At 72.7% G+C, this 25696-nt stretch carries 24 protein-coding genes; 14 read left to right on the top strand and 10 right to left on the bottom strand.

What is annotated here, in order from left to right:
- Position 1: 1 nt before the first annotated feature.
- The 6 genes from H9L09_RS15215 to H9L09_RS15195 are packed head-to-tail and all read left to right on the top strand — an operon-like array spanning position 2 to position 5677.
- Positions 2-316, top strand: coding sequence for a TusE/DsrC/DsvC family sulfur relay protein (locus H9L09_RS15215; protein ID WP_187577714.1), 315 nt, complete (start codon positions 2-4; stop codon positions 314-316).
- A 16-nt stretch (positions 317-332) separates the two neighbouring features.
- Positions 333-848, top strand: a complete 516-nt coding sequence (locus H9L09_RS15210) for a DsrE/DsrF/DrsH-like family protein (protein ID WP_187577713.1) — start codon at positions 333-335, stop codon at positions 846-848.
- A 42-nt stretch (positions 849-890) separates the two neighbouring features.
- A complete protein-coding gene (locus tag H9L09_RS15205; RefSeq protein ID WP_187577712.1) occupies positions 891-1307 on the top strand; it encodes an Hsp20/alpha crystallin family protein in 417 nt (138 codons plus the stop codon).
- A gap of 10 nt (positions 1308-1317) precedes the next feature.
- The gene (locus H9L09_RS21700) at positions 1318-2940 is read left to right on the top strand and encodes a DUF4389 domain-containing protein (protein WP_223164073.1); all 1623 of its coding nucleotides are present in this window, start codon (positions 1318-1320) and stop codon (positions 2938-2940) included.
- Entirely contained in the window at positions 2937-3434 is a 498-nt protein-coding gene (locus H9L09_RS22210; RefSeq protein ID WP_246456051.1) for a cation-transporting P-type ATPase, read from the top strand. Before H9L09_RS21700 ends, H9L09_RS22210 begins: the two co-directional genes overlap by 4 nt.
- Positions 3350-5677, top strand: coding sequence for a cation-translocating P-type ATPase (locus tag H9L09_RS15195; RefSeq protein ID WP_246456536.1), 2328 nt, complete (start codon positions 3350-3352; stop codon positions 5675-5677). Before H9L09_RS22210 ends, H9L09_RS15195 begins: the two co-directional genes overlap by 85 nt.
- A 51-nt stretch (positions 5678-5728) precedes the next feature.
- Here H9L09_RS15195 and H9L09_RS15190 read toward each other — a convergent pair whose 3' ends face one another.
- Positions 5729-6484: a hypothetical protein gene (locus tag H9L09_RS15190; RefSeq protein WP_187577711.1), complete on the bottom strand. Its 756-nt coding sequence runs from the start codon at positions 6482-6484 to the stop codon at positions 5729-5731.
- A 371-nt stretch (positions 6485-6855) separates the two neighbouring features.
- Between H9L09_RS15190 and H9L09_RS15185 the strand changes: the two genes are divergently transcribed.
- Positions 6856-8232 (top strand): sensor histidine kinase, encoded by a 1377-nt coding sequence (locus tag H9L09_RS15185; RefSeq protein WP_187577710.1) that lies wholly within the window; start codon positions 6856-6858, stop codon positions 8230-8232.
- Here H9L09_RS15185 and H9L09_RS15180 read toward each other — a convergent pair.
- Positions 8216-8488, bottom strand: coding sequence for a hypothetical protein (locus H9L09_RS15180; RefSeq protein ID WP_187577709.1), 273 nt, complete (start codon positions 8486-8488; stop codon positions 8216-8218). The two genes, H9L09_RS15185 and H9L09_RS15180, sit on opposite strands and share 17 nt — an antisense overlap.
- Before the next feature lie 309 nt (positions 8489-8797).
- Here H9L09_RS15180 and H9L09_RS15175 point away from each other — a divergent pair, with 309 nt between their 5' ends.
- Both H9L09_RS15175 and H9L09_RS15170 read left to right on the top strand, forming a co-directional pair.
- Positions 8798-9208, top strand: coding sequence for a hypothetical protein (locus H9L09_RS15175; protein ID WP_187577708.1), 411 nt, complete (start codon positions 8798-8800; stop codon positions 9206-9208).
- 125 nt (positions 9209-9333) lie between these two features.
- Positions 9334-9642, top strand: coding sequence for a hypothetical protein (locus H9L09_RS15170; protein WP_187577707.1), 309 nt, complete (start codon positions 9334-9336; stop codon positions 9640-9642).
- 28 nt (positions 9643-9670) lie between these two features.
- Here H9L09_RS15170 and H9L09_RS15165 read toward each other — a convergent pair whose 3' ends face one another.
- Positions 9671-10489 carry a slipin family protein gene (locus tag H9L09_RS15165; RefSeq protein ID WP_187577706.1) on the bottom strand — a complete coding sequence of 273 codons (819 nt, stop codon included), beginning with the start codon at positions 10487-10489 and terminating at the stop codon, positions 9671-9673.
- 118 nt (positions 10490-10607) lie between these two features.
- Between H9L09_RS15165 and H9L09_RS15160 the strand changes: the two genes are divergently transcribed.
- Positions 10608-11801: a thiolase family protein gene (locus H9L09_RS15160; RefSeq protein ID WP_187577705.1), complete on the top strand. Its 1194-nt coding sequence runs from the start codon at positions 10608-10610 to the stop codon at positions 11799-11801.
- A gap of 82 nt (positions 11802-11883) precedes the next feature.
- Here H9L09_RS15160 and H9L09_RS15155 read toward each other — a convergent pair whose 3' ends face one another.
- The 3 genes from H9L09_RS15155 to H9L09_RS15145 all read right to left on the bottom strand — a co-directional run bounded on the left by H9L09_RS15155 (position 11884) and on the right by H9L09_RS15145 (position 16623).
- Positions 11884-13851: a S53 family peptidase gene (locus H9L09_RS15155; protein ID WP_187577704.1), complete on the bottom strand. Its 1968-nt coding sequence runs from the start codon at positions 13849-13851 to the stop codon at positions 11884-11886.
- A 211-nt stretch (positions 13852-14062) separates the two neighbouring features.
- Positions 14063-14536 (bottom strand): hypothetical protein, encoded by a 474-nt coding sequence (locus H9L09_RS15150; RefSeq protein ID WP_187577703.1) that lies wholly within the window; start codon positions 14534-14536, stop codon positions 14063-14065.
- Positions 14533-16623 carry a CARDB domain-containing protein gene (locus H9L09_RS15145; RefSeq protein ID WP_187577702.1) on the bottom strand — a complete coding sequence of 697 codons (2091 nt, stop codon included), beginning with the start codon at positions 16621-16623 and terminating at the stop codon, positions 14533-14535. Before H9L09_RS15145 ends, H9L09_RS15150 begins: the two co-directional genes overlap by 4 nt.
- Before the next feature lie 276 nt (positions 16624-16899).
- Between H9L09_RS15145 and H9L09_RS15140 the strand changes: the two genes are divergently transcribed.
- On the top strand, positions 16900-17553 hold the full coding sequence (locus H9L09_RS15140; RefSeq protein ID WP_187577701.1) for a DUF305 domain-containing protein: 654 nt from the start codon (positions 16900-16902) through the stop codon (positions 17551-17553).
- A gap of 34 nt (positions 17554-17587) precedes the next feature.
- The gene (gene cls / locus H9L09_RS15135; protein WP_187577700.1) at positions 17588-19057 is read left to right on the top strand and encodes a cardiolipin synthase; all 1470 of its coding nucleotides are present in this window, start codon (positions 17588-17590) and stop codon (positions 19055-19057) included.
- 70 nt (positions 19058-19127) lie between these two features.
- Here the strand turns inward: cls and H9L09_RS15130 are convergent, their stop codons facing one another.
- Entirely contained in the window at positions 19128-19382 is a 255-nt protein-coding gene (locus H9L09_RS15130) for an amphi-Trp domain-containing protein (protein WP_187577699.1), read from the bottom strand.
- 240 nt (positions 19383-19622) lie between these two features.
- On the opposite strand from H9L09_RS15130, the gene H9L09_RS15125 reads away from it, so the two are divergent.
- Together H9L09_RS15125 and H9L09_RS15120 are read left to right on the top strand one after the other, a co-directional pair.
- Positions 19623-19850: a hypothetical protein gene (locus tag H9L09_RS15125; protein WP_246456050.1), complete on the top strand. Its 228-nt coding sequence runs from the start codon at positions 19623-19625 to the stop codon at positions 19848-19850.
- A gap of 115 nt (positions 19851-19965) precedes the next feature.
- The gene (locus H9L09_RS15120; protein ID WP_246456049.1) at positions 19966-20688 is read left to right on the top strand and encodes a class I SAM-dependent methyltransferase; all 723 of its coding nucleotides are present in this window, start codon (positions 19966-19968) and stop codon (positions 20686-20688) included.
- Here H9L09_RS15120 and H9L09_RS15115 read toward each other — a convergent pair.
- The 3 genes from H9L09_RS15115 to H9L09_RS15105 all read right to left on the bottom strand — a co-directional run bounded on the left by H9L09_RS15115 (position 20685) and on the right by H9L09_RS15105 (position 25694).
- The gene (locus tag H9L09_RS15115) at positions 20685-21725 is read right to left on the bottom strand and encodes a lysylphosphatidylglycerol synthase domain-containing protein (RefSeq protein ID WP_187577697.1); all 1041 of its coding nucleotides are present in this window, start codon (positions 21723-21725) and stop codon (positions 20685-20687) included. The genes H9L09_RS15120 and H9L09_RS15115 overlap by 4 nt on opposite strands.
- Positions 21668-22678, bottom strand: coding sequence for a glycosyltransferase family 2 protein (locus H9L09_RS15110; protein ID WP_246456048.1), 1011 nt, complete (start codon positions 22676-22678; stop codon positions 21668-21670). Before H9L09_RS15110 ends, H9L09_RS15115 begins: the two co-directional genes overlap by 58 nt.
- Positions 22679-22772: 94 nt before the next feature.
- Positions 22773-25694, bottom strand: coding sequence for a YfhO family protein (locus H9L09_RS15105; protein ID WP_187577695.1), 2922 nt, complete (start codon positions 25692-25694; stop codon positions 22773-22775).
- Positions 25695-25696: the final 2 nt, after the last annotated feature.

Below are 25696 nucleotides of genomic sequence, written 5' to 3'. Positions count from 1 at the left end.
CATGCCCGTGACCACGATCGACGGCCACACGATCCACGTCGACGACGAGGGATTCATGACCGACTACGACGAGTGGGACGAGCAGCTCGCCTCGACGCTCGCCGGCCAGATCGGTGTCGAGCTCACCGACGAGCACTGGAAGGCACTGCACTTCCTGCGCACCGACTTCCGGGAGAAGGGCGAGACCCCCACCCTGCGACGGGTCTCGGTGAGTGCCGGCATCCCCACCAAGACCCTGTTCGCGCTCTTCCCCGCCAAGCCGGCCAAGAAGATGGCCTACGTGGCGGGCCTTCCCAAACCACGCGGCTGCGTGTGAGAGACGAGGCAACGACATGACCACCGTATCCCCGGGTCCTGCCCCGCTGGTGCCGTCCTTCGGCGAGGAGAGCTCGGGACGCAAGCTCGCCGTCATCTGCTCCAAGGGCAACCTGGACATGGCCTACCCCGGCCTGATCCTGGCCAACGCGGCCCTGGGAGAGGGCGTCGAAGTGCACCTGTTCTTCACGTTCTGGGGGTTCGACATGATCAACAAGTCCACGTACGCCGACCTGAAGTTCACGATGCTCGGCAACACCGCGACGCACCTCCCGCAGGGCCTCGGCGGCCTGCCGGGCATGACCTCGATCGCCACCAGTCGCCTGAAGAAGTCGATCGCCGGGCTGGACATCCCCGACGTCCCCGAGTTCCTCGACCAGATCGTGGACTCCGGAGGGCACCTGTGGGCGTGCCGTCTGTCGGCCGACATGCAGCACCTCGACGAGGACGACCTCATCGACACCGTCGAGGGGGTGATCAGCGCGGCGGACTTCATCGAGAAGACCGAAGGCGCCCAGATCATCTTCATCTGATCCATCCGACCGACACCCCAACCGATCCAACCGGAGGTATCCATGAGCACCGTTGCACGTCGTACCAACCCCGTCACCGAGATGATCGACTGGCTCGAGTCCGGACCGGCGTTCTCGTTGCGCGGCCTGGCCAGCTACATCCGGGTCGAGGACTTCACCGACGAGGGCGAGTACGTCGTCCGCGCGGAGATCCCGGGCGTCGACCCCGACAAGGACATCGACGTCACGGTGACCGGCGACGTCCTGACCGTCAGGGGCGAGCGCCACGAGGAGGAACGCGACAAGAACCACAGCGAGTTCCACTACGGCTCCTTCTCCCGCAGCCTGCGGCTGCCCCGGACCGCGTCGCCGGAGGACGTGAAGGCGACCTACCGCGACGGCGTGCTCGAGGTGCGTCTGCCGATGGGCGAGGAGCCGAAGACCTCCGCCCACATCCCCGTGCAACGCGGCAAGAGCTGAGCGACAGGCCGTGTCGACGACGGGGTATCCGGTCCGGGTCGAGGCGACCCTCGACCCGGTCCTGAGCCGCTGGCTCTGGCTGGTGAAGTGGTTCCTCGCGATCCCGCACTACATCGTGCTGGCGTTCCTGTGGCTGGCCTTCGGCGTTCTCACCGTGATCGCCTTCTTCGCCATCCTGTTCACGGGCCGCTATCCGCGCGGTGTCTTCGACTTCAACGTCGGGGTCCTGCGCTGGACCTGGCGGGTCGCGTACTACACCTACGGGGGGCTCGCCACGGACCGGTACCCCCCGTTCACCCTCCACGACGACCCGAGCTACCCGGCCAGGCTCGAGGTCGCCTTCCCCCAGCACCTGTCCCGGGGCCTGGTGCTGGTCAAGTGGTGGCTGCTGGCCATCCCGCACTACCTGGTGGTCGGCCTCTTCCTCACCAGCGGGTGGTACATCGCCTCCGACGGCAACGGAGACGCGTCCCCGGAGACCTGGGGCGGCGGCCTGGTCGGCCTGCTGGTCCTCGTCGCCGGGGTCGTCCTGCTGTTCACCGGCCGCTATCCCCGCTCGGTGTTCGACTTCGTCCTCGGCATGGACCGCTGGGCGTTGCGGGTCGCGGCGTACGCAGGGCTGATGACCGACGACTACCCGCCGTTCCGGCTCGACATGGGCGGGCACGACCCGGGCAGCGTCGACCTCGCCGAACGTGGCGGACCACCGCCGGGCACCGCGCCCGCCGGCACCGTCGCGAGCGGCGGCGCCGCACCGGTCGGCGGCACCGCGCCGGTCGGCAACCCTCCGCCGTCCACCGAGCCGCCACTGGCCGGTCCGGGCACGACGCCCCCGGCGCCGCCGACCGCCAGCGGGCCGCCCGGTGGCGGTGCTTCCGCGCAGCCCCCCGGCACGGCTCGCACGCCCGGCCGCTGGGGAGCCGGCCGGGTGCTCGCCGTGGTGCTCGGGGCGGTGCTGTTCCTGATCGGCGGTGCGTTGCTCACCGGCGGGGTCACCATGGGCCTCGCCGACCGTGCGCTCCGCGACGACGCCGGCTTCCTGATGACCGACCCGACCACGGTGAGGTCCCCGGGTCGCGCGGTCGTCTCCCCGGAGTTCCGGCTGGAGGCCGCCGGCGCGGACCTCTCGAACCTGATCGGCGACGGCCGCGTCAAGGCGTCCGCCGGTTTCGGACGCCAGGTGTTCGTCGGCATCGCGGCGGCCGACGACGTCACCACCTTCCTGGACGGCATGGCGTACTCGACGCTCACCGACGCTCCCACGGGCTCCTGGCCCGGCGGGGATCCCAGCTACCGGTTCCACCCGGGCGGAGCAGCAGCCACCGCCCCGGCGGACAGCTCGATCTGGGTCGCCTCTGCCTCCGGGATGGGCCAGCAGGTGGTGACCTGGCCGGTCCAGGAGGGCAGCTGGCGCATGGTGGTCATGAGCCCGGACGCTCGACGCGGAGTCGTGGCGGACGTCTCCTTCGGCGCAGAGGTCCCTGCCCTCGGCTGGCTCTGGGGCGGCCTCACCGTGAGCGGAGTGGTGCTGCTGCTGCTCTCCGGACTGGTGCTCGTGCTGGCGCTGCGGAGCCGCCCCAGCACGGCGGCGTCACCTCCCGCACCGACCGGGGGGCCTGAGCCCTCCGCATGAGCGCGGGACCGGAGGGGCTCACGCCGTACGTCACGGGGCCGGGCGAGCAGGTCCTGCGCCGGCTGCGGACCCGTCCCAGCGGGCTGTCGACGCGGGACGCCGCGGACCGGCTGGTGCAGTACGGCCCGAACGTGCTCACCCGGCGCAAGACCCGGTCGTGGTGGCGCCAGGCCGCCGAGCAGTTCACCCACCCGTTGGCGCTGCTGCTCGAGGCGGCCGCGGTCCTCGCCTTCGTCTCCGCCAGCATCGTGCTGGGATGGACGATCCTGGCGGTGGTGCTGCTCAACGCGGCCTTCGCGCTGGCGCAGGAGCGGCACGCCGAGCGCTCGGTCGAGGCGCTGCGGGAGTACCTCCCGAGCACGCGACCGTGGTGCGCGACGGTGTCGCCACCACGGTCGCGGCGACCACCCTGGTGCCGGGCGACATCCTCGTGGTCAGCGAGGGCCAGAAGATCAGTGCGGACGCGCGGATCATCGCCGGCGAGGTGGAGGTGAGCCTGTCGACGCTCACCGGCGAGTCGGCGCCGACCACGCGCAGCGGGGAGGCGGTCGCCGCCTCGGTGCCGCCGCTGGAGGCCGCGGACCTGCTGTTCAGCGGGACGGTCTGCCTCGCCGGCACCTGCCGCGCCGTGGTCGTGGCCACCGGGGACCACACCGAGCTCGGTCGCATCGCCGCCCTCTCGCAGGTCACGGTGCCGACCAAGAGCCCCCTCGAGCAGCAGGTCACCCGGATCGCGCGGCTGATCGCCGTCGTGGCGGTCGCCGCCGGCCTGGCGTTCCTCCCGCTGGGGCTGCTCGCGGGCCTCAGCTTCACCTCGGCGTTCCTGTTCGCCATCGGTCTGCTGGTGGCCAACGTGCCCGAGGGGCTGCTGCCCACCATCACGCTGGCGCTGGCGGTGGGGGTACGCCGGCTCGCCGCCCGCGGGGCGATCGTGAAGCGGCTCTCGGCGGTGCAGACGCTCGGCTCCACCACCGTGATCTGCACCGACAAGACCGGGACGCTGACCTGGAACCGGATGTCCGCGGTCGCGATCGGGGTCGCCGGCCGCCAGCTCGACGTCTCCCCCGACCTGCCGCCCGACCCCGACGTGGACGCCCTCGCCACCGCTCTGGTGTCGTGCGCGATCACCACCGGCACCGGTGTCGCCACCTCGTCGGTGGACCCGACGGAGCAGGCGCTCTGGGAGGCCGCCCACACCCTGGTCCGGGACGGCGCCGAGCGCTCCGTCAGCCGGCGGCTGCACGTCTACCCGTTCCACTCCGAGGCCCGGATGTCCTCCACCGTCGATGACACCGCGCACGGGGTCACCCTGAACGTGAAGGGCGCTCCGGAGGCGGTGCTCGCCCGCTCGGTGTGCCTGCTCGACCGCGGGACGGAGCGGGCGCTCGAGCCGGCGCAGCGCAGCGCGGTCGAGGAGCAGGTGAGCCACCTGGCCGCCCGCGGGCTGCGGGTGCTCGCGGTCGCCCGCCGTTCGCTGCCCGACCGCACCTGGCCGAAGACGCGCGAGCAGGCGGAGCACGACCTGTGCCTCCTCGGCCTCGTGGCCCTGCTCGACCCGCCCCGCCCGGAGGTGCGTGAGGCCGTACGGATCTGTCACGAGGCCGGGCTGAGGGTCATCGTGATCACCGGCGACAACCCCGAGACCGCCCGGGAGATCGCACGGGAGGTGGGCATCGGCGACGCGGGGGTGCGGACCGTGACCGGCGCGCAGGTCGACAACCTGTCCGACGCCGCGCTGACGGTGCTGCTCCAGCCGGGTCAGGAGGTGATCTGCTCGCGCAGCAGCCCGGAGGACAAGATCCGGATCGCTGCGGCCCTGCAGGCCCACGACGAGGTGGTCGCCATGACCGGCGACGGCGTGAACGACGCACCGGCACTGCGGCGCGCCGACATCGGGGTCGCGATGGGTCGCAGCGGGACCGACGTCGCCCGTGAGGCGGCCACCGTCGTGCTGACCGACGACAACTTCTCCACGATCGTGGTCGCCATCGAGGAGGGACGCCGGATCTTCGACAACGTCCGCAAGTTCATCGTCTACATCTTCGCCCACGCGGTCCCGGAGGTCGTGCCGTTCCTCGTCTTCGCCCTCTCCGGCGGGCGCATCCCCCTGCCGCTGACGGTGCTGCAGATCCTCGCCATCGACCTCGGAACCGAGACGCTGCCGGCGCTGGCTCTGGCCCGCGAGCCCGCCGAGCCGGGCATCATGGCGGAGCCGCCGCGGGCGCGCCACGGCCGGCTGGTCACCGGGCAGATGCTGCTCCGGGCCTGGGCTCTGCTGGGTGTGACGTCCGCGGCGCTGACCATGGCGGCGTACTTCTTCACCCTCCAGCGCGGTGGCTGGTACGTCGGCGCGCCGACCGGCCCGGGCACTCCGCTGCACCAGACCTACCTGGAGGCCACGACCGCCTCGTTCGCTGCGATCGTCGCCTGCCAGGTCGGCACCGCGCTCGCGTCCCGCACCGAACGGGTCTCGCTGCTGCGGATCGGCCCGTTCTCGAACCGGCTGCTGCTCGGCGGCATCGCCTTCGAGCTGGTGTTCTCGGCGGCGCTGATCTACGTGCCCGTGCTCAACGAACTGCTGAGGACCGCGCCGCTGCCGGCGGCGACGTTGCTGTTCATCGCGCCGTTCCCGGTGGTGGTGTGGGGCGTGGACGAGCTCTACCGGGCGGTGCGCCGCCGCTCAGTCGCCCGGGTCGCCGACCCCGGACCGGTCCCGACTGCGGCGCGTGAGGCGTAGGCCCGCTGGGCGGCGGACGACTGGGCACCGGCGGGGCATCCCCGGGTGTGCTCAGTGCGAGAGGTACTTGTTCGGGGTGCTCGCCGCGCGGGCGCCGTCGTCGAGCCACGCGTGCAGCGCTTCAGGGTCGCGTCGCTCGAGCTCGTCGAGGCAGGCCTGGCGCTCGGCGACGACGCGGAGCCGTGCCTCGGGGGTGGTGCAGCGCTTGAGTGCCAGGAAGCTGCTCTGCCAGGCCAGGCACAGGTCCTCGACGGCGACGAGGTCGGGGACCTCCAGCGCCTCGACCTCGGCGTCGGCGACCGGCGTCGGCGGCCATTCGACCGCCGGGGGCGAGGGGCTGCTGGTGGGCTTGCGCCGGGGCTCCCGCGACGGTCGGGGCTCGAGGGGGGCCTCACCCGACGCCGCGGCACGGACCCGGTCGACCGAGCTGCGCAGCGAGTGGCCGGACAACCGGGTCAGCCGCCGCAACATGGTCGGTGAGAGGGCGTGCACCAGGATCAGGAGACCCACGCCGGCCAGCCCGAGGAAGTCGGAGAGGCCGAGCAGGGTCAGCAGCACCACCCCGGTCGCCAGGCCCGCCCAGGCGACCCGGGCGGGTCGGATGGACTCGATCGCCCAGAGCGAGAGCGCGCAGGAGGCGCCCAGCAGGCTGGAGGCGAGGAACAGGCCGCCCATCGCCTGCGGCGGCAGGGTGAAGAAGGCGCCGACGAGCCCGGCCGCGTACACGAGCGCGGCCACCGTCGTCCAAAGCACCTGGTACGTGGCGCGCAGCAAGCGCCGCGGTGCGGGTCGCAGGATCGTCGTCATGCCACCACGGTGCTGCCGGGCGCGACCGCGGACCCAGGGGCCGACGTCTGAACCGGACGGGCCGTTGGTCCCGCTCGGGCGGCCCGGTGACGTGGGCACGCGCCACCGGTCGTGGGCACGGAGGCCATTTTCGCGACAGAAGGGGTCGAAAGGTCCCCCCAGCCGGGACGTCCGGTGCTTCACGGCAACCCGCGCAGCCTGTTCCGTGATCGGGACGGACGCCGGCGCCGAGGAGACGAGATGACGATGCACGCGCACGGCCGCAACGGGACGGCTCGGCGGGCCGGCGGGAGCGGTACGCTCACGCCACGTGTTCTCGGGTTGGTGGGCCGGTGCTCGACGCCGGCCGTGGCAGACGGGTGCCCTCGATCATGACGCACGGTGCGGTCCGGAGGTTCCGGGAACGACTGGACTCCCTGCGGTTCCTGATGTACGCCGTCGTGGCGGCCCTGCTGCTGCTCCTCTTCATCAGCGCCGGCGCCAACGCAGCCGCCCGGGTGACCGTCCGCGAGGCGCAGCAGGAGCTCACCACCCAGCTGAGCCCGGCCGAGAGCGACGTGACCCAGCTGGCCAAGGCCTACGTCGACCAGGAGTCCGGCTACCGGGGCTACCTGCTCACCGGCGACGCTGGGCTGCTGCAGCCCTACCACGCGGGGCGCCGCGACGCACGCCGGCTCGAGACCGAGCTGCGGCGGCTGCTCACCGGCCGGCCCACCGCCGTGCAGCTGCTCGACGACGTGGTCGCGGCCGCCGGCACCTGGTCACGCTCCACCCAGCCGGAGATCGCCCTCCAGCTGCGCGGGGAGGACGCCTCGTCCGCCGCGGTGGAGGAGAGCGTGCGCGGCGGCAAGCAGCTGTTCGACCAGTTGAGCTCCCGGCTGGAGCTGCTGCAGAGCCACGTGCGTGGGCTCTACCGGTCCCAGGTCCAGGACATCGCCGCGGCCCAGGCACTGGCCAACACGGTCACGGGGCTGGCGGTCATCACGGCGGCCGTCGTCGCGCTCGGATCGGTGCTGCTGCTCCGCTGGCGGCTGACCCGCCCGCTCACCCGCCTCCTCGACGACGTCCAGGCGGTCGCCGGCGGCGACTACGACCGGCCCGTGGTCACCGCCGCTCCCACAGAGTTCGCGGCGGTCGCGGAGGCGGTGGACGAGATGCGCGACAGCATCCTCACCGAGGCGGCCCGTCTGGACCAGGCCCAGCAGGAGCACGTGCTGCGCGACGAGCGCGACCGCGTCGCCGCCGACCTCCACGACCTCGTCATCCAACGCCTGTTCGCGCTCGGCCTCACGATGACCTCGCAGGCGGCGCGCGACCCGAGGTCGGCCGCCACCCTGCAACCCCTGGTGGAGGAGACCGACCGGATCATCCGCGAGCTGCGTGGCGTGATCTTCGGGATCCGCCGCAAGCCGCACGCGACGACACTGCGGGACCGGGTCTGTGCGGCGGCGGCGCGCCACGGCGAGGAGCTGGGCTTCCAGCCGTCGGTGCTGTTCAGCGGCCCGATCGACCTGGTCGACGCCGAGACCGCCGACGAGCTGGTGCGGATGGTCGACGAGGCGCTGGACCGGGTCGATCCCGACGTCACCACCTCCGTGGCGGTGGAGGTCGTCATGACCGGGCGTCGGGTGCAGCTCGAGGTGCGCGACGATCGCGGCGGTCCGACGGGCACGGTGCTCTCGCACAGCGTCGAGCTGGACCGGGAGGACGAGCAGCCGGCCGGTACCGGGGTCAGCTCGCGCGCGTGACCGGCGTGCGGGTGCGCTGCCCCGGAACGACCGACAGCGGCCGGACCGACTTGCGGACGAGCTCTCGCCGCACGCTCGCCTCGATCAGGTCCCGCCGGGTGGCCTCGTCGAGATGGATCGCCCGGAGCCGGTGCTTGGTGAGCACGACGTAGGCCAGGATCCGGCCGGGCGGCACCGCGCCGGCGTACTCCACGGCCAGGCGGTCGCTCAGCTCCTGCACGAACGACCTGTTGGGCACCGGGGCCAGTCGGCTCATGCGCGGGGTGGGTGCCGGTCCTGCCGTCCTCGCCGTTCCGGGTGCCTCGTCCTCGTCCACGGGTGCCACGGGTGTCGTCATCCGTCCTCCATCAACTGTCGTCCCCGAAACCCTAGGAAGGGGCACCGGCAGTCCCCAGGGCCTTAGGTCACCAACCGGGCGAGCCGCCGCTGTCGTGGTCGGACGAACCGCCGATACCGGACCACCGTGAGGACTTTGGTCCCGACGATCCGTTACCGGCGTCTCTGGAGCGGGACCGGATGCCCGCGGCACAGTGACACCGCCTGACCGCGACCGAGGAGAGCTGCCATGAAGGCCGACGCCCACATCCCGGCACCGCGACTCCCCTACCGGCACCTCGGCCCGGAGGTGGTGACGGTGCTCTCCGAGGACGACGACCCGGGCGCCACGGCAAGGTACGGCGCCACGGTGGCCGCCGCGCGTGAGCTGCCGCTCGACCTCGTGCTGCTCAGCAGCAGGCGCGAGGACACCGCCGGGTGCATGGCGATCATGGACCGGGCCCTGGCCGCGGCGCGCGCGGCGTTCCCGGGGCTGGAGGTGCGGGTGCACCTGGACGTCGAGGACCTCGAGGAGTGGCTGGAACGCCGGGAGGCGGTAGCGGACGTCCAGGTGCTGGTCGCCGGTCCTGCCGCGGCGATGCGCGTCGGCGGCACCCCGGGCCGCTCCCGCCGGCGCCGCCGCCCCGTCGTGGTGGTCTGAGATCGCCCCTCGGGTTCCCCCGACCTCCGGGCGCGATGACTTCCGTCCCTACCGGGTCCGGATCGTCGCTGGCTTACTGACAAGAAGGATCGGGGACGTGCCCGGCCCGGCCGAGGTGGGTCGACATGATCGTGGCGCTGGCAGAGGTGTTCGGCTTCCTCCTCCTGCTGTCGCTCACCGTCATGGGGCTGGACCGCATGGAGCCGCCCCAGGAGCCCGCCTCCCCACCGGTGCCGCTGCGCAGACGCCACCGTGGCCGGCACCCGGCCAGGACCGGCCTGCACGAGGGAGGGACGGTCCCGGTCAGGACCTGCTGCCGCGGCGAGGTCCCCGCACCCGAGCCCGGTCGGCGCCCCGGCGTACCGGTGGCCGCGCCTGGCGCGCCCCGGGTGCCGGCCCAGCGCACGGCGGCGTCCACGCAGGTGCGGCTGTAGCCGCTCCCGTACCGGCCGCGGCGACCCGCTACGGGGAGGGGCTGGCTGCCGGGCGGATCCGCTCGGCCTGCCCGGTGCCCAGCGCGTCGTCCTCGGACCGCGGCGCCGGGGGACGGCGTCCACCGTCGTACGCGCTCTCCCGGTCGACGAACTCCGTCAGGCTCCGGATGCTGTCGAGGAACTGCGCCGGGAAGACGATGGTCGAGTTCTTCTCGATCGCGATCTCGCTGAGCACCTGGAGGTTGCGCAGCTGCAGCGCCACCGGGTGACCGGAGATGACGTCTGCCGCCTCGGCGAGCTTGCCGGCGCTGAGCGCCTCGCCCTCCGCGGCGATGATCTTGGCGCGCTTCTCCCGCTCGGCCTCGGCCTGCCGCGCCATCGCGCGCTGCATGCTCTGCGGCAGCTCGATGTCCTTCAGCTCGACCATCTGGACCAGCACGCCCCACTGCTCGGTCGTGCGGTCGAGGATCTCCTTGATCGCCTCGTTGAGGGTCTCGGTCTCGGAGAGCACCTGGTCCAGCGACGACCTGCCGACCACGTTGCGCACCGTGGTCTGCGCGATCTCGTGGATGGCGGTCTCGACGTTCTCGATCTCGATGATCGACTTGATCGGGTCGACCCGGCGGAAGTAGGCGACCGCCGCCACCCCGATCGAGACGTTGTCCTGGGTGATGATCTGCTGTGACGGGATCGGCATGGTCACCGTGCGGAGGCTGACCTTCCGCAGCTTGTCGGCCAGCGGGATCATGAACCGGAGGCCGGGCTCCCGGACCCCGCGCAGCTTCCCGAGCCGGAACACCACCCCGCGCTCGTACTGCCGCACGACGGCCACTCCGAGGTTCGACACGACGTCCACCTTCCTTCACCACCACGCTAGGAAGGGCGGTCGGCGGCCAGCAGGGACGAACGGCCCGATAATGGCGCGGGGGTCGACCGGCCCCCGGTCCCGAGACGAACGAGAGCCGATGTCGACCTCCGCCTTCCTCTACGACGCGGTCCGGACCCCCTTCGGGCGCTACGGCGGCGCCCTGGCGGGCGTCCGCCCCGACGACCTGGCCGCGCACGTCCTGCGCGCGCTGCTGGACCGCTCGCCCCGGCTAGATCCCGCGCTCGTCGCCGAGGTGGTGCTCGGCAACGCCAACGGCGCCGGCGAGGACAACCGCAACGTCGCCCGGATGGCGGTGCTGCTCGCCGGGCTGCCGGTCACGGTCCCCGGCTCGACGGTCAACCGGCTCTGCGGCTCGAGCCTCGACGCCGCGATGGCCGCCTCCCGGATGGTGGAGACCGGCGACGCCGAGGTGGTGGTGGCCGGCGGCGTCGAGTCCATGAGCCGGGCCCCCTGGGTGCTTCCCAAGCCCACCCGGCCGTTCCCCGCCGGCAACGAGACTCTGGTCTCCACGACCCTAGGTTGGAGGCTGGTGAACCCGCAGATGCCGCCGGAGTGGACGGTGTCGCTCGGCGAGGCCAACGAGCTGCTCCAGCAGCGTTTCGCCATCTCGCGAGCCCGCCAGGACGCCTTCGCCGTGCGGTCCCACGAGCTCGCGCACCGGGCCTGGGAGGAGGGTTTCTACGACGCCCTGGTCGTCCCGGTCGCCGGCACCGAGCTGCCCCGCGACGAGGGCATCCGGCCCGACTCCTCGCTCGAGTCGCTCGGCGGCCTGCGTCCCGCGTTCGGTCCCGACGGGACCATCACGGCCGGCAACGCCTCACCGCTCAGCGACGGCGCGTCCGCCCTGCTGGTCGGCTCCGAGGCTGCAGCCGCCCGCATCGGCAGGGAACCCACCGCGCGCATCGCCGGTCGCGGAGCGTCGGCGCTGGAGCCGCAGTCCTTCGGCTACGCCCCCGTCGAGGCCGCCGAGCGTGCGCTGCGCGCGGCCGGCATCGGCTGGTCCGACGTCGGCGCCGTCGAGCTCAACGAGGCGTTCGCGGTGCAGTCGCTGGCCTGCCTCGACGCCTGGAAGGTCGACCCGGAGATCGTCAACACCCGCGGCGGCGCGATCGCCCTCGGGCACCCGCTCGGCGCCTCCGGTGGCCGGATCCTCGGCACCCTCGCCGCGGTGCTGCGCGAGCGCGGCCGGCGCTGGGGCGTCGCCGCCATCTGCATCGGCGTCGGCCAGGGACTCGCGGTGGTGCTGGAGAACCCGGCCGCGGCCGCCTGAGCCCGCGGTCGGCGCGGCCCGGGGTCGGGCAAGCACCAGCGGGGAAGCCGGGCAGGCAGGCCGGCTCCCCCGCAGCTCGTGCTCAGCCCCGGTAGCCCGCCACCGCGTCGAGCCAGGCGGTCCCTTCGGGCGACCCGATCCCGGTCACGTCGTCGTACTGCGGACGGACGTGGATGGTGAGGCCGTTGTCGAAGTCGAACCAGCGGGCGGTGTAGGTGTAGCCCTCCGAGCCGTCGAACCCGTTGACGTAGTCGACCCGCACCGCGCCGGGGTAGGTCGCCAGGTCGGCCTTGGTGATGTCGTACGTCGTCGCCCGCGCCGCGTAGAGGGCGGGATTGGCCAGCCCGAACCGGTGGCCGGCCTTCTGCACGACCAGCGCGAACATCCCGGCGTACAACGGCGAGCTCAGGCTGGTGCCGCCGATCCGGTACTCCGAGTACTGGGCGGAGCCGTCCGGGAACCGCTGGGTCTGGCCGACCAGCATGCCGGTCGTCGGGTCGCCGACCGCGGACACGTCCGGGACCGCCCGCATCGGGGTGCTGCCGTACTTCTGCGAGATCTCCGCCGGCACCACACCCTTCTGGTAGTCGGGCTGGGCGAACAGCCGGCTGGTGCCGCCGCCGCTGCCGTACTGGAACGTCGGAGCCGTCCAGGTCGGGGTGGTGGCCGTCTTGTCGAGCGCGCTGCGGCCGGTCTCCCAGCCCAGCTCGAAGAGCCGGGTGTCGTTCGCGGTGACGCCCAGCGACGTGCCTCCGACGGCGGTCACCCAGGGGCTCGACGCCGGCCAGTCGGGCGTCGCAGCGGCCGCGTTGGCCGGGTCGCCCCCGGTGTGGTCACCGCCGTCGCCGGAGGAGAAGAACATGCTGATCCCGGTGGCCGCGGCCTGGATCAGGATGTCGTTGGTGCTCTTGATGTAGCCGGGCGGCAGCGCCTCGGTGGAGAACCCGTAGGAGTTGGTGACGATGTCGGCGAGGTGCTTGTCCACCAGCATGTTCAGCGTGGCGTTCATGTCCTGCCGGTTGTTGGGCGCACCGGCGTAGATGATCTTCGCGCCCGGCGCCATGGTGTGCACCGCCTCGACGTCGAGCGTCTCCTCGCCGCTCCAGCCGGCGGGGTCGTGCTGCGGGTTCGCCGGCCTCCGGTAGACGCCCGGCGGGACGATCTCGCGGAACTGACCCGGCTGCATCGTGGGCAGTCCGTTGCGCGCGGAGTAGGTGTTCAGGTCGGAGAGGACGGTCGAGGAGGCGTAGGCATCCACGACGGCGACGGTCACACCGCTGCCGTCGACGCCCGAGGCGATCGTCCCGGCCAGCCCGTAGGCACCCTGCAGCTGCTTGCCGGCGTAGCCGCAGGGCGCGAACGCCGAGGGGCGGGCGGGCAGCGCGGTGCCGTCGGGGGTCGGGGTGTTGGCAACGGTCTTCTCACCCCAGTACTTCGAGCACGGCCGGGCGTTGCGGAAGACGGCGGGCAGCACGGAGTCGCTGTGCACCAGCGCCTCCGACTGGTCGAGGCCGGTCACCGCCTGCACGTGCCGCAGCGACGCCGGCACCCGGAGGGCGGTGTCGTTGGCGCGCAACCTCATCCCCTGGACGCGATAGGTCGAGAAGCTCGTGCGGAAGGCCCGGGCGGCCTGCCGCACCGTGCCCGTCGCCTCGACGTACTTGCGGTTGGCCGGCACGGAGCGGACCTGGAAGCCCTGGCTGCGCAGCCAGCTCGTGACGGACGCGACGTCGCTGCGGCTCGGCGCGAACCGCTCGCGGAACTGTGCCGGGGTCAGGAACGCTCCGGACGTCGCCGTGCCCTGCGAGGCCGCCGCGGCGGCGTACCGGGCCGCGGCGGCGGGGTTGCGCCACTCGAGCTGCACCTTGAAGTCCACGGCCGCACCATCGCGGCTCGGCGCGACCCGGTGGGCGGGGACCGCCCACGCCGGACGGCTGCCGTCGAGGCGGGTGGCTGAGGCCTGCGGCGACGCCGAGGAGACCCCCGCCGTCGAGGTGATGAGCGCTGCGGCGGCCAGGGCCGCGCATGAGGAACGAGAGAACCGGATCACGAAGAACCCCCTGATCGGACCACTGAGCGGGTCGTGAACCGGCTCATGTCGTTGACCGAAACAGTGCAACCCCGGCGACTTCGGGCGGTCAAGATCTTGCCCGGTACAACTTTTCGCGAGGTGGGCGGTGTGTGCCGAATCGACCGGAAATAGTTTCTCCAGGTGGCCTCCGGGGCCCTCTCCGAGCCCGCCGTCGGCGCGGGGGACCGCTTCAGTCCGCCGCGGACAGCACCTGGATGACGGTCTCGCCGGCGCACTGCGCGGACTCGCGGATCGCCCAGCGGCCGCGGAAGCCGTTGCCCTCCCACTCCGCCTCCGCGTCGTGCTCCTCGGTCTCGCCCTGCTCGATCACGAAGCCGGCCCCGACGACGTCGGTGTTGAGGTGGTCCAGCACTGCCGCGAACGGAGCGGAGGAGACCCCGGTGACGATCGTCCCGTCGCCGCCCCGGTCCTCGACGGCGAAGACCACCGTCCGGGGCGGGAACGGCCAGTCGGAGGGGAAGGCGTCCCCGTAGGGCTGCGCCGCGGGCTGCGCGTCCGCCGTGCAGGTGGACAGGTCCGCGGCCCGGTCGAGGCCCCCGTCGGCGTCACCCTCCGCCTCCGAGCTGCCGCCGCACCCGGTCAGCACCCCGGCAAGGGTGACGCCGGCGACCACGACCGGCAGCCGGCGCCCGGGCCGCCTCATCTGCCGATCGACTTCTGGAGCTTGTTGTCCGCCTCGTCGGACTCGACGACGACGTTGCGGGGATCGGCGACCGAGGTGACCGTGTGCGGTCCCGCGCCCGCCTTCCAGTCGACGCCCACCGTCCTGCTCGCGCCGGCCGGGATCCCGGCGACCGTCACCAGTCCGACCTCCTTGCGGCCGTCGAGCACCTGGAGCGAGACGTCGCGGAGCGCGGTGGTGCCGGTGTTGGTGAGGACCGAGGTGGCGGTCAGCCGTCCACCGGACCGGGTCAGCGACAGGGACGAGAGCGCCACGTTCGTGACCTGGGGGTCGTAGGCCGCGAGCAGGGTGCGCCCCGCGGTCTGGCGGGCGATGGTGGCGTACGCGTCGCGGCCGGCGTGGGCCGGGTCCGTGACGCAGGCGTCGATGCAGCCGTCGGCGAAGGCGACCTCGACCCGGCCGTGGTCGTCGAGGGTCACGTCGATGAAGTCGAGGAGGTTGCGGTCGTCCCCACAGGTGGTGCCGCCGGTGCAGATCGACCCCACCTGCACCGGGTCGTTCGGCGTCGCATCGCTGGTCACCCACGTCTTGCCACCGTCGTAGGTGGTGTCCACGTAGAGGTGCCAGACGCCGTGGAAGTTGGCGTTGTCCTGGTAGTTGCCACCGGTCGGCGTGCCGAGGTAGACGAACGAGGCGCGGTCGTCGTCACCGGCCACCATGGTCGGGAACACCGCGTTCTCGATGCCGGCGGTGGTGCCGACACGCTGCCGATCGGTCCAGGTCTTTCCGCGGTCGCGGCTCACGGCCACGCCCGGCTTCCCGTCCGCGCCGACGTAGCCGAAGTAGACGGTCCCGTTGGAGCCGACTCCGACGGAGGGGTCGGAGTCCCCGGGCGTCGCGCCCGGCACCGGGGAGACCGTCCAGGTGCTGCCGTTGTCCGTGGAGACGACCGCGGCCTGCTCCGCGCCGCAGCCCTTGTTCGGCAGGTACGCCGTGCCGTCGGGTGCCACCTTGACGTGGCCGTGGAGGCCGCCGCAGTCGAGGAGGCTGTAGGTCGGGACGCCGGCGCCGAAGGTGGTGCCGCCGTCCCTGGAGACGGCGCAGAACGCGGTGGCGATGTCCTGGCTGCAGTAGTAGACGGCGTCCGGGTAGGTCGACGTGGGCAGCGCGCCCAGTCCGTCGGCCGAGAAGGCCCCACCGCCGATGGTCTGGTGGTCCACCCCGGAGGGGATCCCACCCCCGGTGCTCGGCGACCAGGTCTTCCCGTCGTCATCGGTGAAGCAGGTCAGGGAGTTGGCCCCGGACAGCTGGGACTCGAACGTGCGTCCGGTCTGGTGGTCGGTGAACAGGATCGGGTCCAGGCTCACGGTGCTGCCCTGCGGGCAGCCGTTGCCGGCGTTGGCCGACACGTCGCTCCAGGAGGCGGTGGCCGGGCTGGTGCTGTCGTCGAAGGTGACCTTGTAGGTGGAGAGCGAGGACTGGAAGAACGTCGAGCCGGTGGCGAAGCTGGTGCCGATCGACGGCTCCCCGGCGTTGTCGGCGTCAGGCAGCGAGCCGGGAGCCGCGTAGGTGGCGAAGGTGGGCGGGGTGTCGGTGCCGGGCGCCGGGTTGGGCGGGAGCTCGGCGAGGGTCGCGGTGGCGTCGTACGACTCTCCGAGCGGGGCGAAGGGCACGACGCGGACGGTGTAGTCGCCGGAGTCGGGAGGCAGGATCACCTGCTCGGGGTCGGCGCTCGACGCGGCGCTGCCGACCACGTTGCCCGCCTTGTCCAGCACGTAGACGTCGAAGTCGGCCGCGGTGTCGGCCCAGGACACCGCGACGGTCAGCGCGTGGGTGCCGCCGTAGCCGGCCGGGGTGTCGACGTGCAGCGTGAAGTCGTCGCAGTCGGTCGGCAGCGAGCACAGCGGTTGGTCGAGCGCGTTCCCGGTCACGTTGGGCGCCACGAACGGACCGCCGGACCAGCTGGTCGACCGGCTGGTGTCCGAGACGGTGCCCTCGCTGGGGGTGGCGGCGTCCGCCGCGCTCAGGCCTGCTGTGCCGGCGAGCAGGGCGGCGACCGCTCCGACCCGCATCGACCGGGAACCGATCCATCGACGTGCTGACCGCATCGGCAGTGCTCCTCGTGCTCGCCCGGCCGCGGGTCTCGCGAGCCGGTCCGGTGACGGCGGGAAAGGCACCGTCTGGGTCCTCAACGAGGCCGGAAGCCGCGGGTTACGGCACCACACCGGGACCCGTGGGTCCGTATCTGCCGGGCACGCGGAAGGGCGGGGCCGTGTCAGGAGCCCTTCGGCCCCGCGACCGGGACCCACGGCTCTATCCGACCGGCCGGCCCGCGCCCGACGCTGGTGGCCAGCCGGGGGAAGGCAGCGAAAGGCGGTGCCCTCGTGAACCGACCTCTCGTCGCGGTGGTCGCGGCGGTGACAGGACTCGTCGTGCTGGTCACGCTGGCGGCGGGCGCGGTCATGCTCAACCTGACCGCCGGGGGCGGTGACGGGCCGGGCGCCCGGATGCACGGCCCCGGAGCGATGCATGGCTCCGGACGGATGCCGGGGCCCGGCGCCACCTCCGAGTTCGACTACCTCGCGGAGATGATCGCCCACCACCGCGAGGCGGTGGCGGCAGCCGGTGAGCTCGAGCGGTCGGACCGCCCGCAGATGCGCGCCTTCGGCCGCCGCATCGTCGCCGACCAGTCCGCGCAGATCACGCGGATGGAGGGCTGGCTGGCCCGCTGGTACCCCGGACGGTCCACCGACGTGGACTACCACCCGATGATGAGGCCGCTCTCGGACCTGTCCGGCGACGACCTGGACCGGGTGTTCCTCGAGGACATGATCGGCCACCACATGGCCGCGGTGATGGCCTCCCAGCAGCTGCTGGTCCGGGGCACGGCCGAGCACCGGCAGGTGGACGCACTGGCCCGCGAGATCCGCGACGCGCAGCGGGCCGAGATCCTGCGCATGCACGTGTGGCTGGCGAAGTGGTTCGGCGTCGACTGGCACGGGAGCCCGATGGTCGCCTTCCGCGGTGGCGCGGGCTGAGGGCGCCATGCCGACCCTGCCGACCGTGCCGGTCATGCCCGTCCTGGCCGTCGACCTCGCCGCGGTGCTCTCCTGGACCCTGTCGGCGCTGGTCGTGGCCGCGGTCCTGGGCGTCGTCTTCGCACTGGCGACCGACGACCGCGAACCGAGCATCGTCCTCGCCTGGTTGCTGGTGATCCTGATGATCCCGGTCGGCGGCATCGTGGCCTACTACTTCATCGGCCGCAACCACCGACGGGAGACGCGTCGGCGCGCCGAGCTGCGGGACAAGGCGCGCGAGGACGCCAGCCGCGCGCTGACCCCGGTCGTGCGCGCCGACTCCGACTTCTCCGACGCCGTCGAGAAGAAGCTGCTGGGAACGCCGGGGCAGCGCGTCGAGGCCACCGGCCGGCGCGAGGGCGGCATGGTGCCGCTTCCGGCCGACTCGATCCGCGTCTACGTCGCCGGCGCGGACAAGTTCGGCGACCTGCTGGAGGACCTGGGGACGGCGAAGCACTTCATCCACCTGATGTACCTGATCTGGGAGCAGGACGCGCTGACGGCACAGGTCACCCGGGTGCTGCAGGAACGGGTCGCGGCCGGCGTCGAGGTCCGCATCCTCTACGACTGGGTCTCCTGCCTGCCCTACAAGAAGGCCGAGCTGAAGCAGCTCGCGGCCGCCGGCGCGGTCGTGGTGCCCTGCTACCGGCGACCCTCCCAGCTCAACTACCGCAACCACATGAAGATGGCGATCGTGGACGGCGCGATGGTCTACAGCGGCGGCATGAACATGGGCCAGGAGTACATCGACGGCGGTGAGCGCTTCGAGACGTGGCGGGACACGAGCTTCCGGCTGACCGGGCCGGTGGTCGCGCCGTACCAGTGGCTGTTCGCGTCGACCTGGTCCGCGAACGGCAGATCCGAGGACCTGTACACGGACTACGTGCGCGCCCCCACCGTCCGCCGCCCCGGCGACGGAGTGCCCGTGCAGGTCCTGCACTCGAGCGTCTCCACCGACTTCCCCGCCATCCGCGACGTGTTCGTCACCGCCCTGCTCAACGCCCGCCGCAGCGTCTGGGTGCAGTCGCCGTACTTCGTCCCCGACGAGCCGCTGATCACCGCGATGTGCGTCGCGGCCACGAGCGGGGTGGACGTCCGGCTGATGATGACCGGGGTCCCGGACAAGAAGGTGCCGTTCTACGCGGCGCACGCCTACTACCGCCAGCTGCTCGACGCCGGGGTGACGGTCTACCAGTACCGGGCCGGCTTCCTGCACGCGAAGACGGTGACCGTCGACGACGACCTGGTGATCATGGGCACCTGCAACTGGGACATCCGCAGCATCATCCTGCACGACGAGGTGGTCTCGGTCTTCTACGACGAGCAGGTGGCCAGCGCCTACGCCCGCCAGTACGAGCGGGACGTCGCGGGCTGCCACGAGGTCACCCGGGCCGACCTGGCCGCGCTCAGCGGCCCGCAGCGCCTCCGCAACTCGACGTACCGGCTCTTCTCCCGGTTGCTGTGACGACCGGCCCCGGGTGAGGGCCGGCCCGGGGCGGACCGGCCCTCACCGCAGCGCCGTCGGGGTCGCACGGTCAGGAGTCGGGATCCCCTGACGACGGCTTGGCGGTCGACCAGGTGAACTCAATCTCGACCTGCACCTCCTCGCCCGAGACCTCGACCTCGAACTCCGCGCGGACCTGCTCGGGAAGGTGCAGGCCCAGGGTGCCCCCGCCCACCGGGAGCTCCACGTGCCCGCCGCGGGCGAACGCCTTCGACAGCGCCGACAGCCAGACCGCTGCCTCCTGGCGGGACAAGGACTCCTTGCGTTCCAACTTGACGTCGGCCATCCGGCGTCTCCTTTCCTCGTACGGCGGGCGGGGGTGCTCCTCGCCGGTGGGACCGCCCACCCGCTCGGCCCGCCGGTTGCTCCGATCACTGCTCCTCGCGTCACTGTGCCGCCGCTCGCGACGGCTCCGCATCAGCCCGGCGAGGTGAGATCCACCGCTCCTCGTTCGAACACATGCTCGAACATGAGGCATCATGGTGGGATGGCCGGCGGGATGAGCAGACGCGGCAGCTGGGGCCCGATGAGCGAACGGGTCGACACGCCGGCCCCGCTCGCCCCGCCCCCACCTCCGGCGCTGAAACACTGCTGGGTCAGCGACGGCCACGGCCGGCTGCCGGGGCTGCTGCTGGAGTGGCGCCGCACGGAGTCCGGCTACCAGGGCCGGGTGGTGCGCCCGGTCCTGGAGGAGGGCCTGGGCTGGGTCGTCGTCGAGGAATGGGTGTCCGCGACGCTGCTCGAGCCGGCCTGAGCAACGGCGACCCACCGCGGAAGGCTCCGCACTGGGCACGGCGCCACCACCGCGACCTAGTAGCATCCCTCGACGACCCGGCACACCGGGGATCCGCAACGCCTGGAGGAAGACTGTGGCCCGCCCGTCACCGCTGCACACGGCGAAGCGTGCCTATGCCACGACCGCGCAGGCCGTCGGTCGTGGCCTGACCAGGATCGGCGTGCTGAGCGACGAGCCGCCGCCGCTCGACCGGCGGCTGCGGCACTGGGCCTACAGCCTGACCAAGGTCCACGACTCGCTCGCGATCGCCCGGCTGGACGTGCCGTGGTGGACCTACGACGCCATCGCCGCGGTCACGCAGTGGTTCGAGGAGCGCACCGGCCCCGTCCGGGTGTTCGAGTACGGCTCGGGCGCGAGCACCCTGTGGCTCGCCCGCCGCGCGTCGTACGTCCACAGCGTCGAGCACCACCGCGGCTTCGGGGAGATGGTGGCCGGGGAGCTCGCCGGGCTCGATCACGTCGAGCTGCAGATCGTCGAGCCGGAGGTGTCCGCGCAGCCGCGGGTGCCCTCGGCCAAGGAAGGCCACCAGGGACTCGACTTCGCCCGGTACGTCGCCGCCATCGACTCGGTCCCGGGCAGCTTCGACCTCGTGGTCGTCGACGGCCGCGCCCGGGAGGCCTGCCTGGCCGCCGCGCAGGACCGGCTGGCCCCCGGTGGGATCATCGTGTTCGACAACACCCGGCGGCGGCGCTACCGGGAGGCGATCGGCCGCTCCGGCATGGCCGAGGAGCGGTACACCGGCCTCACCCCGACCCTCCCCTACCCGGACCAGACGTCGATCCTGCGCGCCGTCTAGCCCTGCTGCCGGCCGCGTTCGCGACCTGACCGCGCCACGCCGGCGCCGGTGAGGGCCCCCACGGCGGCCAGCAGCACGTCGGCGAGCAGCAGGACCATCCGGGAGGCGAGCGCCACGGCGAGCGCCGGACCGGCGCCGACCTGAGGGGTCAGGGTCAGCACGAGCACCGCCTCGCGGACCCCGGCACCGGCGGGGGCCGGGATGAAGATCAGCCCGGCCGCCCAGCCGAGGGCCATCCCACCGACGGCGGCCGCGACCGGGTCCGCCCCGGTGGCGCCGAGCGCCCGGACCAGCACGACCAGGTGCAGCCCCATCACCAGCCAGACGGCCAGGCTCCACAGCATGGCCTGCACCATGGCCCGTCCGGAGACCCTGATCTGCAGCGGCTCCCGGCCGACCAGCCCGAGCAGCCGGTCCAGCACGGCGGGAAGGGTCCGCGGGTGCAGGCAGACCAGCAGCGGGACGAGGAGCAGGAGCAGCCACCAGTAGTGTGCCAGCCCCTCACCGGAGGACCAGGGCAGGAGGACCGCACCGACCACCAGACCCGTCGCGGTGAGCATCGCGAGCATCAGGATGTTCGCGGTCAGCATGGTCCGTCGCGGCGTGCCCCACCGGCGGCCGAACTCCATCTGCGCGACGATCGGCCACACCGAGCCGGGAAGGTACTTGCCGAGCTGGCTGACGAAGAACACCCCGGCCGCCTCGACCGGCGGTGCGAGCACCCCCAGCCCCCGGAGCAGGGCGAACCACACCTGCTCGATCAGCACGGTGCCGACCACCGCGAGGGCCGCCGACGCCACGACCGCGCCCACGCCGACGTCGCGGGCGGCGTCGCGGAGGTCGGCGGCGTTCCGGGCCACCAGCCAGGCGCCCCCGGCCAGCACGAGGACGCCGAACGCGAGGGAGACGAGCCGGCGGCGACCGCTGACCCGCGCCCCCTGCTCGAGGCCCTGCGCCGGGTCCTCGGCTGGCGGCCGGCTCAGCGCGGCCCGACCTCGGCGGTGAACGGTGCGCTGCCTTGCGCGGGAAGGGTCCACTCCCCTGACGCCGGCTCCTGACCGCTCTTGCCGAACCGCATCTTCTTGGTGTGCTCGAGGGTGTCCTCGATGAGGATGCGGTTGGTGCGGATCAGGTCGGAGATGATCCCGATGATGACGCTCAGGAACGAGATGATCAGCAGCACCGCGCCGAGCAGCAGCGACTGCAGGTGGCCGCCTTCCGTGCCGCGCAGCATCAGCACCCCGTAGCGCGCGAACGGCACGACCCCGAGGACGCCGAAGACCAGCGCGAGCCACGTGAAGATGACGTACGGCTTGTACATGATGTACGCGCGGACGATCGCTCCCGAGGACTTGAGCACGTGCTCGCCCATCGAGCCGAAGAGCCGCGACTCGCGCGTCTTCGGGTTGGTGGTGACCGGCAGGCTCTCGATCTTCAGCTGCTTGTTGCCCGCCTGGATGATCGTCTCCATGCAGTAGCTGAACCGGGTGATGGTGTTGAGCACCATCAGGCTCTCCCGGGAGTAGGCACGGAACCCGCTGGCCGCGTCGGGCAGGTCGGTGCCGGCCGCCTTGTTGACCACCCGGCTCCCGACCCGCTGCAGCGACTTCTTCAGCGGTGAGAAGTGCTCCACCTGGTGCACCTGGCGGTCCGCGATGACGATGTCGGCCTTGCCGGCGACGATGGGCTGGACCAGGTCGGTGATGCGCTCCTGGGGATACTGGTTGTCGCCGTCGGTGTTGACCAGGATGTCGGCGCCGAGCTCGAGCGCCCGCACCACGCCGTCGTGGAAGGAGCGTCCCAGCCCCTGGTTGCGGGTGTGGTGGACGAACTCGCGGACCCCGTGGGCGCGAGCCACCTCGACGGTCCGGTCCGAGGACCCGTCGTCGATGATCAGGACGATGATCTCGTCGATCCCCGGGATCTCCCGGGGGATCGACTCGAGAACCAGCGGGAGGGTGTCCTCCTCGTTCAGGCACGGAACCTGCACCACAAGTCTCAAGGACGGCCTCGCAACAGACAGATCTCGGCCAGGTGGCTCCCGGCCAGGGCGCCAGGATAACGCGGGTGCGGCCCGGGCCCGGTCATCGCCGCCCGCCGTCCGGGGCGACGCGGCCCCTCCCGCGACGGCGGCGCACGATCGGCACCACCAGCAGCAGCACCGAGACGGCCACCGACGTCAGCGAGACCAGCAGGCCGGTGCGCAGCCCGGGGGCCGCGTAGCTCAGCTGCACCCGGTGCTCCCCTGCGGGCACGGGGACGGCGGCGAGCGCATGGTTGCCGTGGACCAGCGGGGCCGGCTCTCCGTCGACGGTCGCGCTCCAACCGTCGCGGACCAGGGCGTCGGCCACCACGAGGTAGCCGCCGCCCGAGGCGTCGACGGCGACCGCGATCCGCTCCGGCCGGTCGGTGAGCACTCGTACGTCGGCGGGCTCGCCGGACGCCGGCGCAGTGCTGGCGTCGTCGAGCAGCACCGTGTCGTCGGGGAGGCCGGCGGCCAACCGCTCCAGCCGGGTCGCGTCGTCCTCGACGACCTCGCTGTGCGAGGCCCACCGGATCCGGGGCAGAGCGCCGGTGCGCTCGTAGACGTTGGCCCCGACGTCGGCGTGCACCAGGTGCACGGCGCCATTGGCGTCCGGTCGCACCGGCACGCACCCGGGCCGGCCGTCCGACCCGCGCAGGACCAGCGCCCCGGGAGCCCCGGTCATCCAGACCTCCACGGGGTAGGACCCGCCGGCGGGAAGCTGCTCCCCTCCGACCACGGGCAGGCGCTGCGGACCACGCGGCAGGTGGCTGAAGAGCTGCCGCTCGCCCTCGAGGACGCCTTCGGGAGTGCGGACCGACACGTGCAGGACCGCCGAGCCACGATCGGGGAGGGGACGCGAGCGGGCGACCTGGAGCTGGACCCCGCGCAGCGGGCCCCCTGCGATCTCGCAGGACGCACGGGTGCCCTCCCCCACCTGCACGCGCTCGTCCCCGACCGGCGCGGGCGGGGTCCGTCCCAGGACCTGGTCCGGCTTGTCGACCCAGTAGCGGACCGCCAGCTGGTCCAGCGCAGGCGAGTGGACCATCTTCTTCGACATCTTGCTGGAGAACACGCTGGAGGTCGCCGAGTGGGCCACCGTGTGGTCGGCGACCTCCAGCAGCTCCCGCCAGCGGGGGTCGGTGAACTCGTGGCCGTTGGGCACCCGCAGCTCGTAGTAGTCCGACGTCGCCGGGTCCATCACGTGCCCGGGGGCGGCGTACCGGTCCCCGCCGAGGTGGCTCTGGAGGAACGCGTGCGTGGGGGTCACCGGATACAGGTTGGCCGGGTCGCTCAGCGGCAGCATGGTGTGGGCGAACACCGTGCTCTGTCCCACCGCGAGCACGGCGAGCACCAGGGGTCCGGCCACCCGCAGCCGCCCACGCCCGAGCACGGTGAGCAGCACGGCGAGCACTGCGGCCAGCAGAAGCACGCCGGGGACCACCAACGCATGGGTCAGGTGCTCGGTGTAGCCGTCGCGTCCGGCCGCACGGTAGGCGCTGACCACGACCACGCCGGCGAAGCCGGCCGCGACCAGCCCCGCCAGAGCCAGGAGCACGAGCCGCCGCGCCTTCCCGGGTACGTCGTCCGCGGGAGGCGTCGGGTCCTCCGGCCGTCCGGATGGCTCGTCCTCCGGCGGACGGTCGCCCGGCGGCCCGTCCCCCGGCGGCCCGTCCCCCGGCGGCCCGTCGCCGCCCGACGGCACCCACCGCAGCAACCGGTCGAGGCCGAAGCCGGCGAGCGCCGCGCCGACGAAGCCGAAGACGGACTGGGCGCGGCCGATGAAGTTGGAGGAGTAGAACGGCAGGCTCTGGATCGCCAGCAGCACGGGTCCGCCGACCCAGATCGCCAGCACCAGCACCACCGCGGCGGCCGCGAAGAAGGTCCGGGGGGTGCGGTCGGGCCGGGCGCCGCGGGGCAGCCGCAGCACCAGGGCCACCACTGCGAGCACCAGCGCTGCGGCGCCCAGGAACCCGACCGCCTCGACCGGGTTGATCTTGCCGTAGCGGTCGCCGTTGGCGCACAGCCCCACGGTCTCGGGCGCCACCGTGGTCAGCAGCAGGCCCAGCGGCAGGTGCGTGCCGGCCGACTCGCGGCCCTCCAGGTTGAACAGCGCCAGGTTCCGGACGAACGGCAGCAGCTGCACCGAGGCGAGGCCGACCCCGAGGGCCACGCCGCCCACTGCCTGGCCCAGGACGCCGGCGGCGACAGAGGGCCGCCCGCGGTGCAGGGTGAACGCCCGCACCAGGACGTAGGCCCCGGCGACCGTCAGCGCGAACAGGGTGACCGCCGGGAAGCCGCCGAGCAGCATGCTGGCCACCACGACGGCGCAGAGCACCACGTCGCGGGCACGACGCTCCTGGACGATGCGCTCGAGCGCCCAGAACAGCGCCGGGATGAGGGCGGCCACCCGGGTGTGCGGCCAGTTCGTCCACATCATCATGAAGCCCGAGGACACGAAGAGGATGCCGGCCAGGATGCCGGGTCCCCGGCTGACGCCGAGTCGGCGGAGGAAGGCCACCATGCCGGCGATGCCGACGACGTACTCCCCCAGCTTGACGAAGGCGGGCGCGAACCACAGCGGCAGCAGGAAGTAGGGCAGCGAGAGCGGGCTCAGCGCCGCGTGGTTGGGCATGGACGCGAGCGGCGAGCCGCCCACCTCGTAGGGCGCCCAGGTCGGGAAGTCACCGGCGAAGAAGGCCCGCTTGATCGCCGCGATGCCGGGCAGGTAGTAGTCGGTGGTGTCCCACCGGCACAGGATCGTGTCGCTGGTCGTGCGACCGTGCAGCGCCATGAACGGCTGCACGGTGGTCAGCCTGTTCAGGTCGATCAGCGCGCCGGCACCGAGCAGGGCCGGGCCCAGCGTGACCAGCACGAAGCCGGCGAGCAGGACGTAGCTCAGCAGCTCCAGCGGGCGCGAGGCGGCATCACGCTCCCGGCGGCTGCGGGACCGTGCGCGCCACCGGGGGGTGAGCCGGCTCACGA

It is taken from the genome of Nocardioides mesophilus, from assembly GCF_014395785.1.
Classification (GTDB): domain Bacteria; phylum Actinomycetota; class Actinomycetes; order Propionibacteriales; family Nocardioidaceae; genus Nocardioides_B; species Nocardioides_B mesophilus.
The sequence above is the reverse complement of the archived record's forward strand: the minus strand, read 5'-3'. Positions and strand labels throughout refer to the sequence as shown.

Coding starts and splice junctions, on each gene's coding strand:
- H9L09_RS15215 (WP_187577714.1), top strand. CDS start 2: ATGCCCGTGACCACGATCGACGGCCACACGATCCACGTCGACGACGAG.
- H9L09_RS15210 (WP_187577713.1), top strand. CDS start 333: ATGACCACCGTATCCCCGGGTCCTGCCCCGCTGGTGCCGTCCTTCGGC.
- H9L09_RS15205 (WP_187577712.1), top strand. CDS start 891: ATGAGCACCGTTGCACGTCGTACCAACCCCGTCACCGAGATGATCGAC.
- H9L09_RS22210 (WP_246456051.1), top strand. CDS start 2,937: ATGAGCGCGGGACCGGAGGGGCTCACGCCGTACGTCACGGGGCCGGGC.
- H9L09_RS15190 (WP_187577711.1), bottom strand. CDS start 6,484: ATGACGACGATCCTGCGACCCGCACCGCGGCGCTTGCTGCGCGCCACG.
- H9L09_RS15185 (WP_187577710.1), top strand. CDS start 6,856: ATGACGCACGGTGCGGTCCGGAGGTTCCGGGAACGACTGGACTCCCTG.
- H9L09_RS15180 (WP_187577709.1), bottom strand. CDS start 8,488: ATGAGCCGACTGGCCCCGGTGCCCAACAGGTCGTTCGTGCAGGAGCTG.
- H9L09_RS15175 (WP_187577708.1), top strand. CDS start 8,798: ATGAAGGCCGACGCCCACATCCCGGCACCGCGACTCCCCTACCGGCAC.
- H9L09_RS15170 (WP_187577707.1), top strand. CDS start 9,334: ATGATCGTGGCGCTGGCAGAGGTGTTCGGCTTCCTCCTCCTGCTGTCG.
- H9L09_RS15160 (WP_187577705.1), top strand. CDS start 10,608: ATGTCGACCTCCGCCTTCCTCTACGACGCGGTCCGGACCCCCTTCGGG.
- H9L09_RS15150 (WP_187577703.1), bottom strand. CDS start 14,536: ATGAGGCGGCCCGGGCGCCGGCTGCCGGTCGTGGTCGCCGGCGTCACC.
- H9L09_RS15145 (WP_187577702.1), bottom strand. CDS start 16,623: ATGCGGTCAGCACGTCGATGGATCGGTTCCCGGTCGATGCGGGTCGGA.
- cls (WP_187577700.1), top strand. CDS start 17,588: ATGCCCGTCCTGGCCGTCGACCTCGCCGCGGTGCTCTCCTGGACCCTG.
- H9L09_RS15130 (WP_187577699.1), bottom strand. CDS start 19,382: ATGGCCGACGTCAAGTTGGAACGCAAGGAGTCCTTGTCCCGCCAGGAG.
- H9L09_RS15125 (WP_246456050.1), top strand. CDS start 19,623: ATGAGCGAACGGGTCGACACGCCGGCCCCGCTCGCCCCGCCCCCACCT.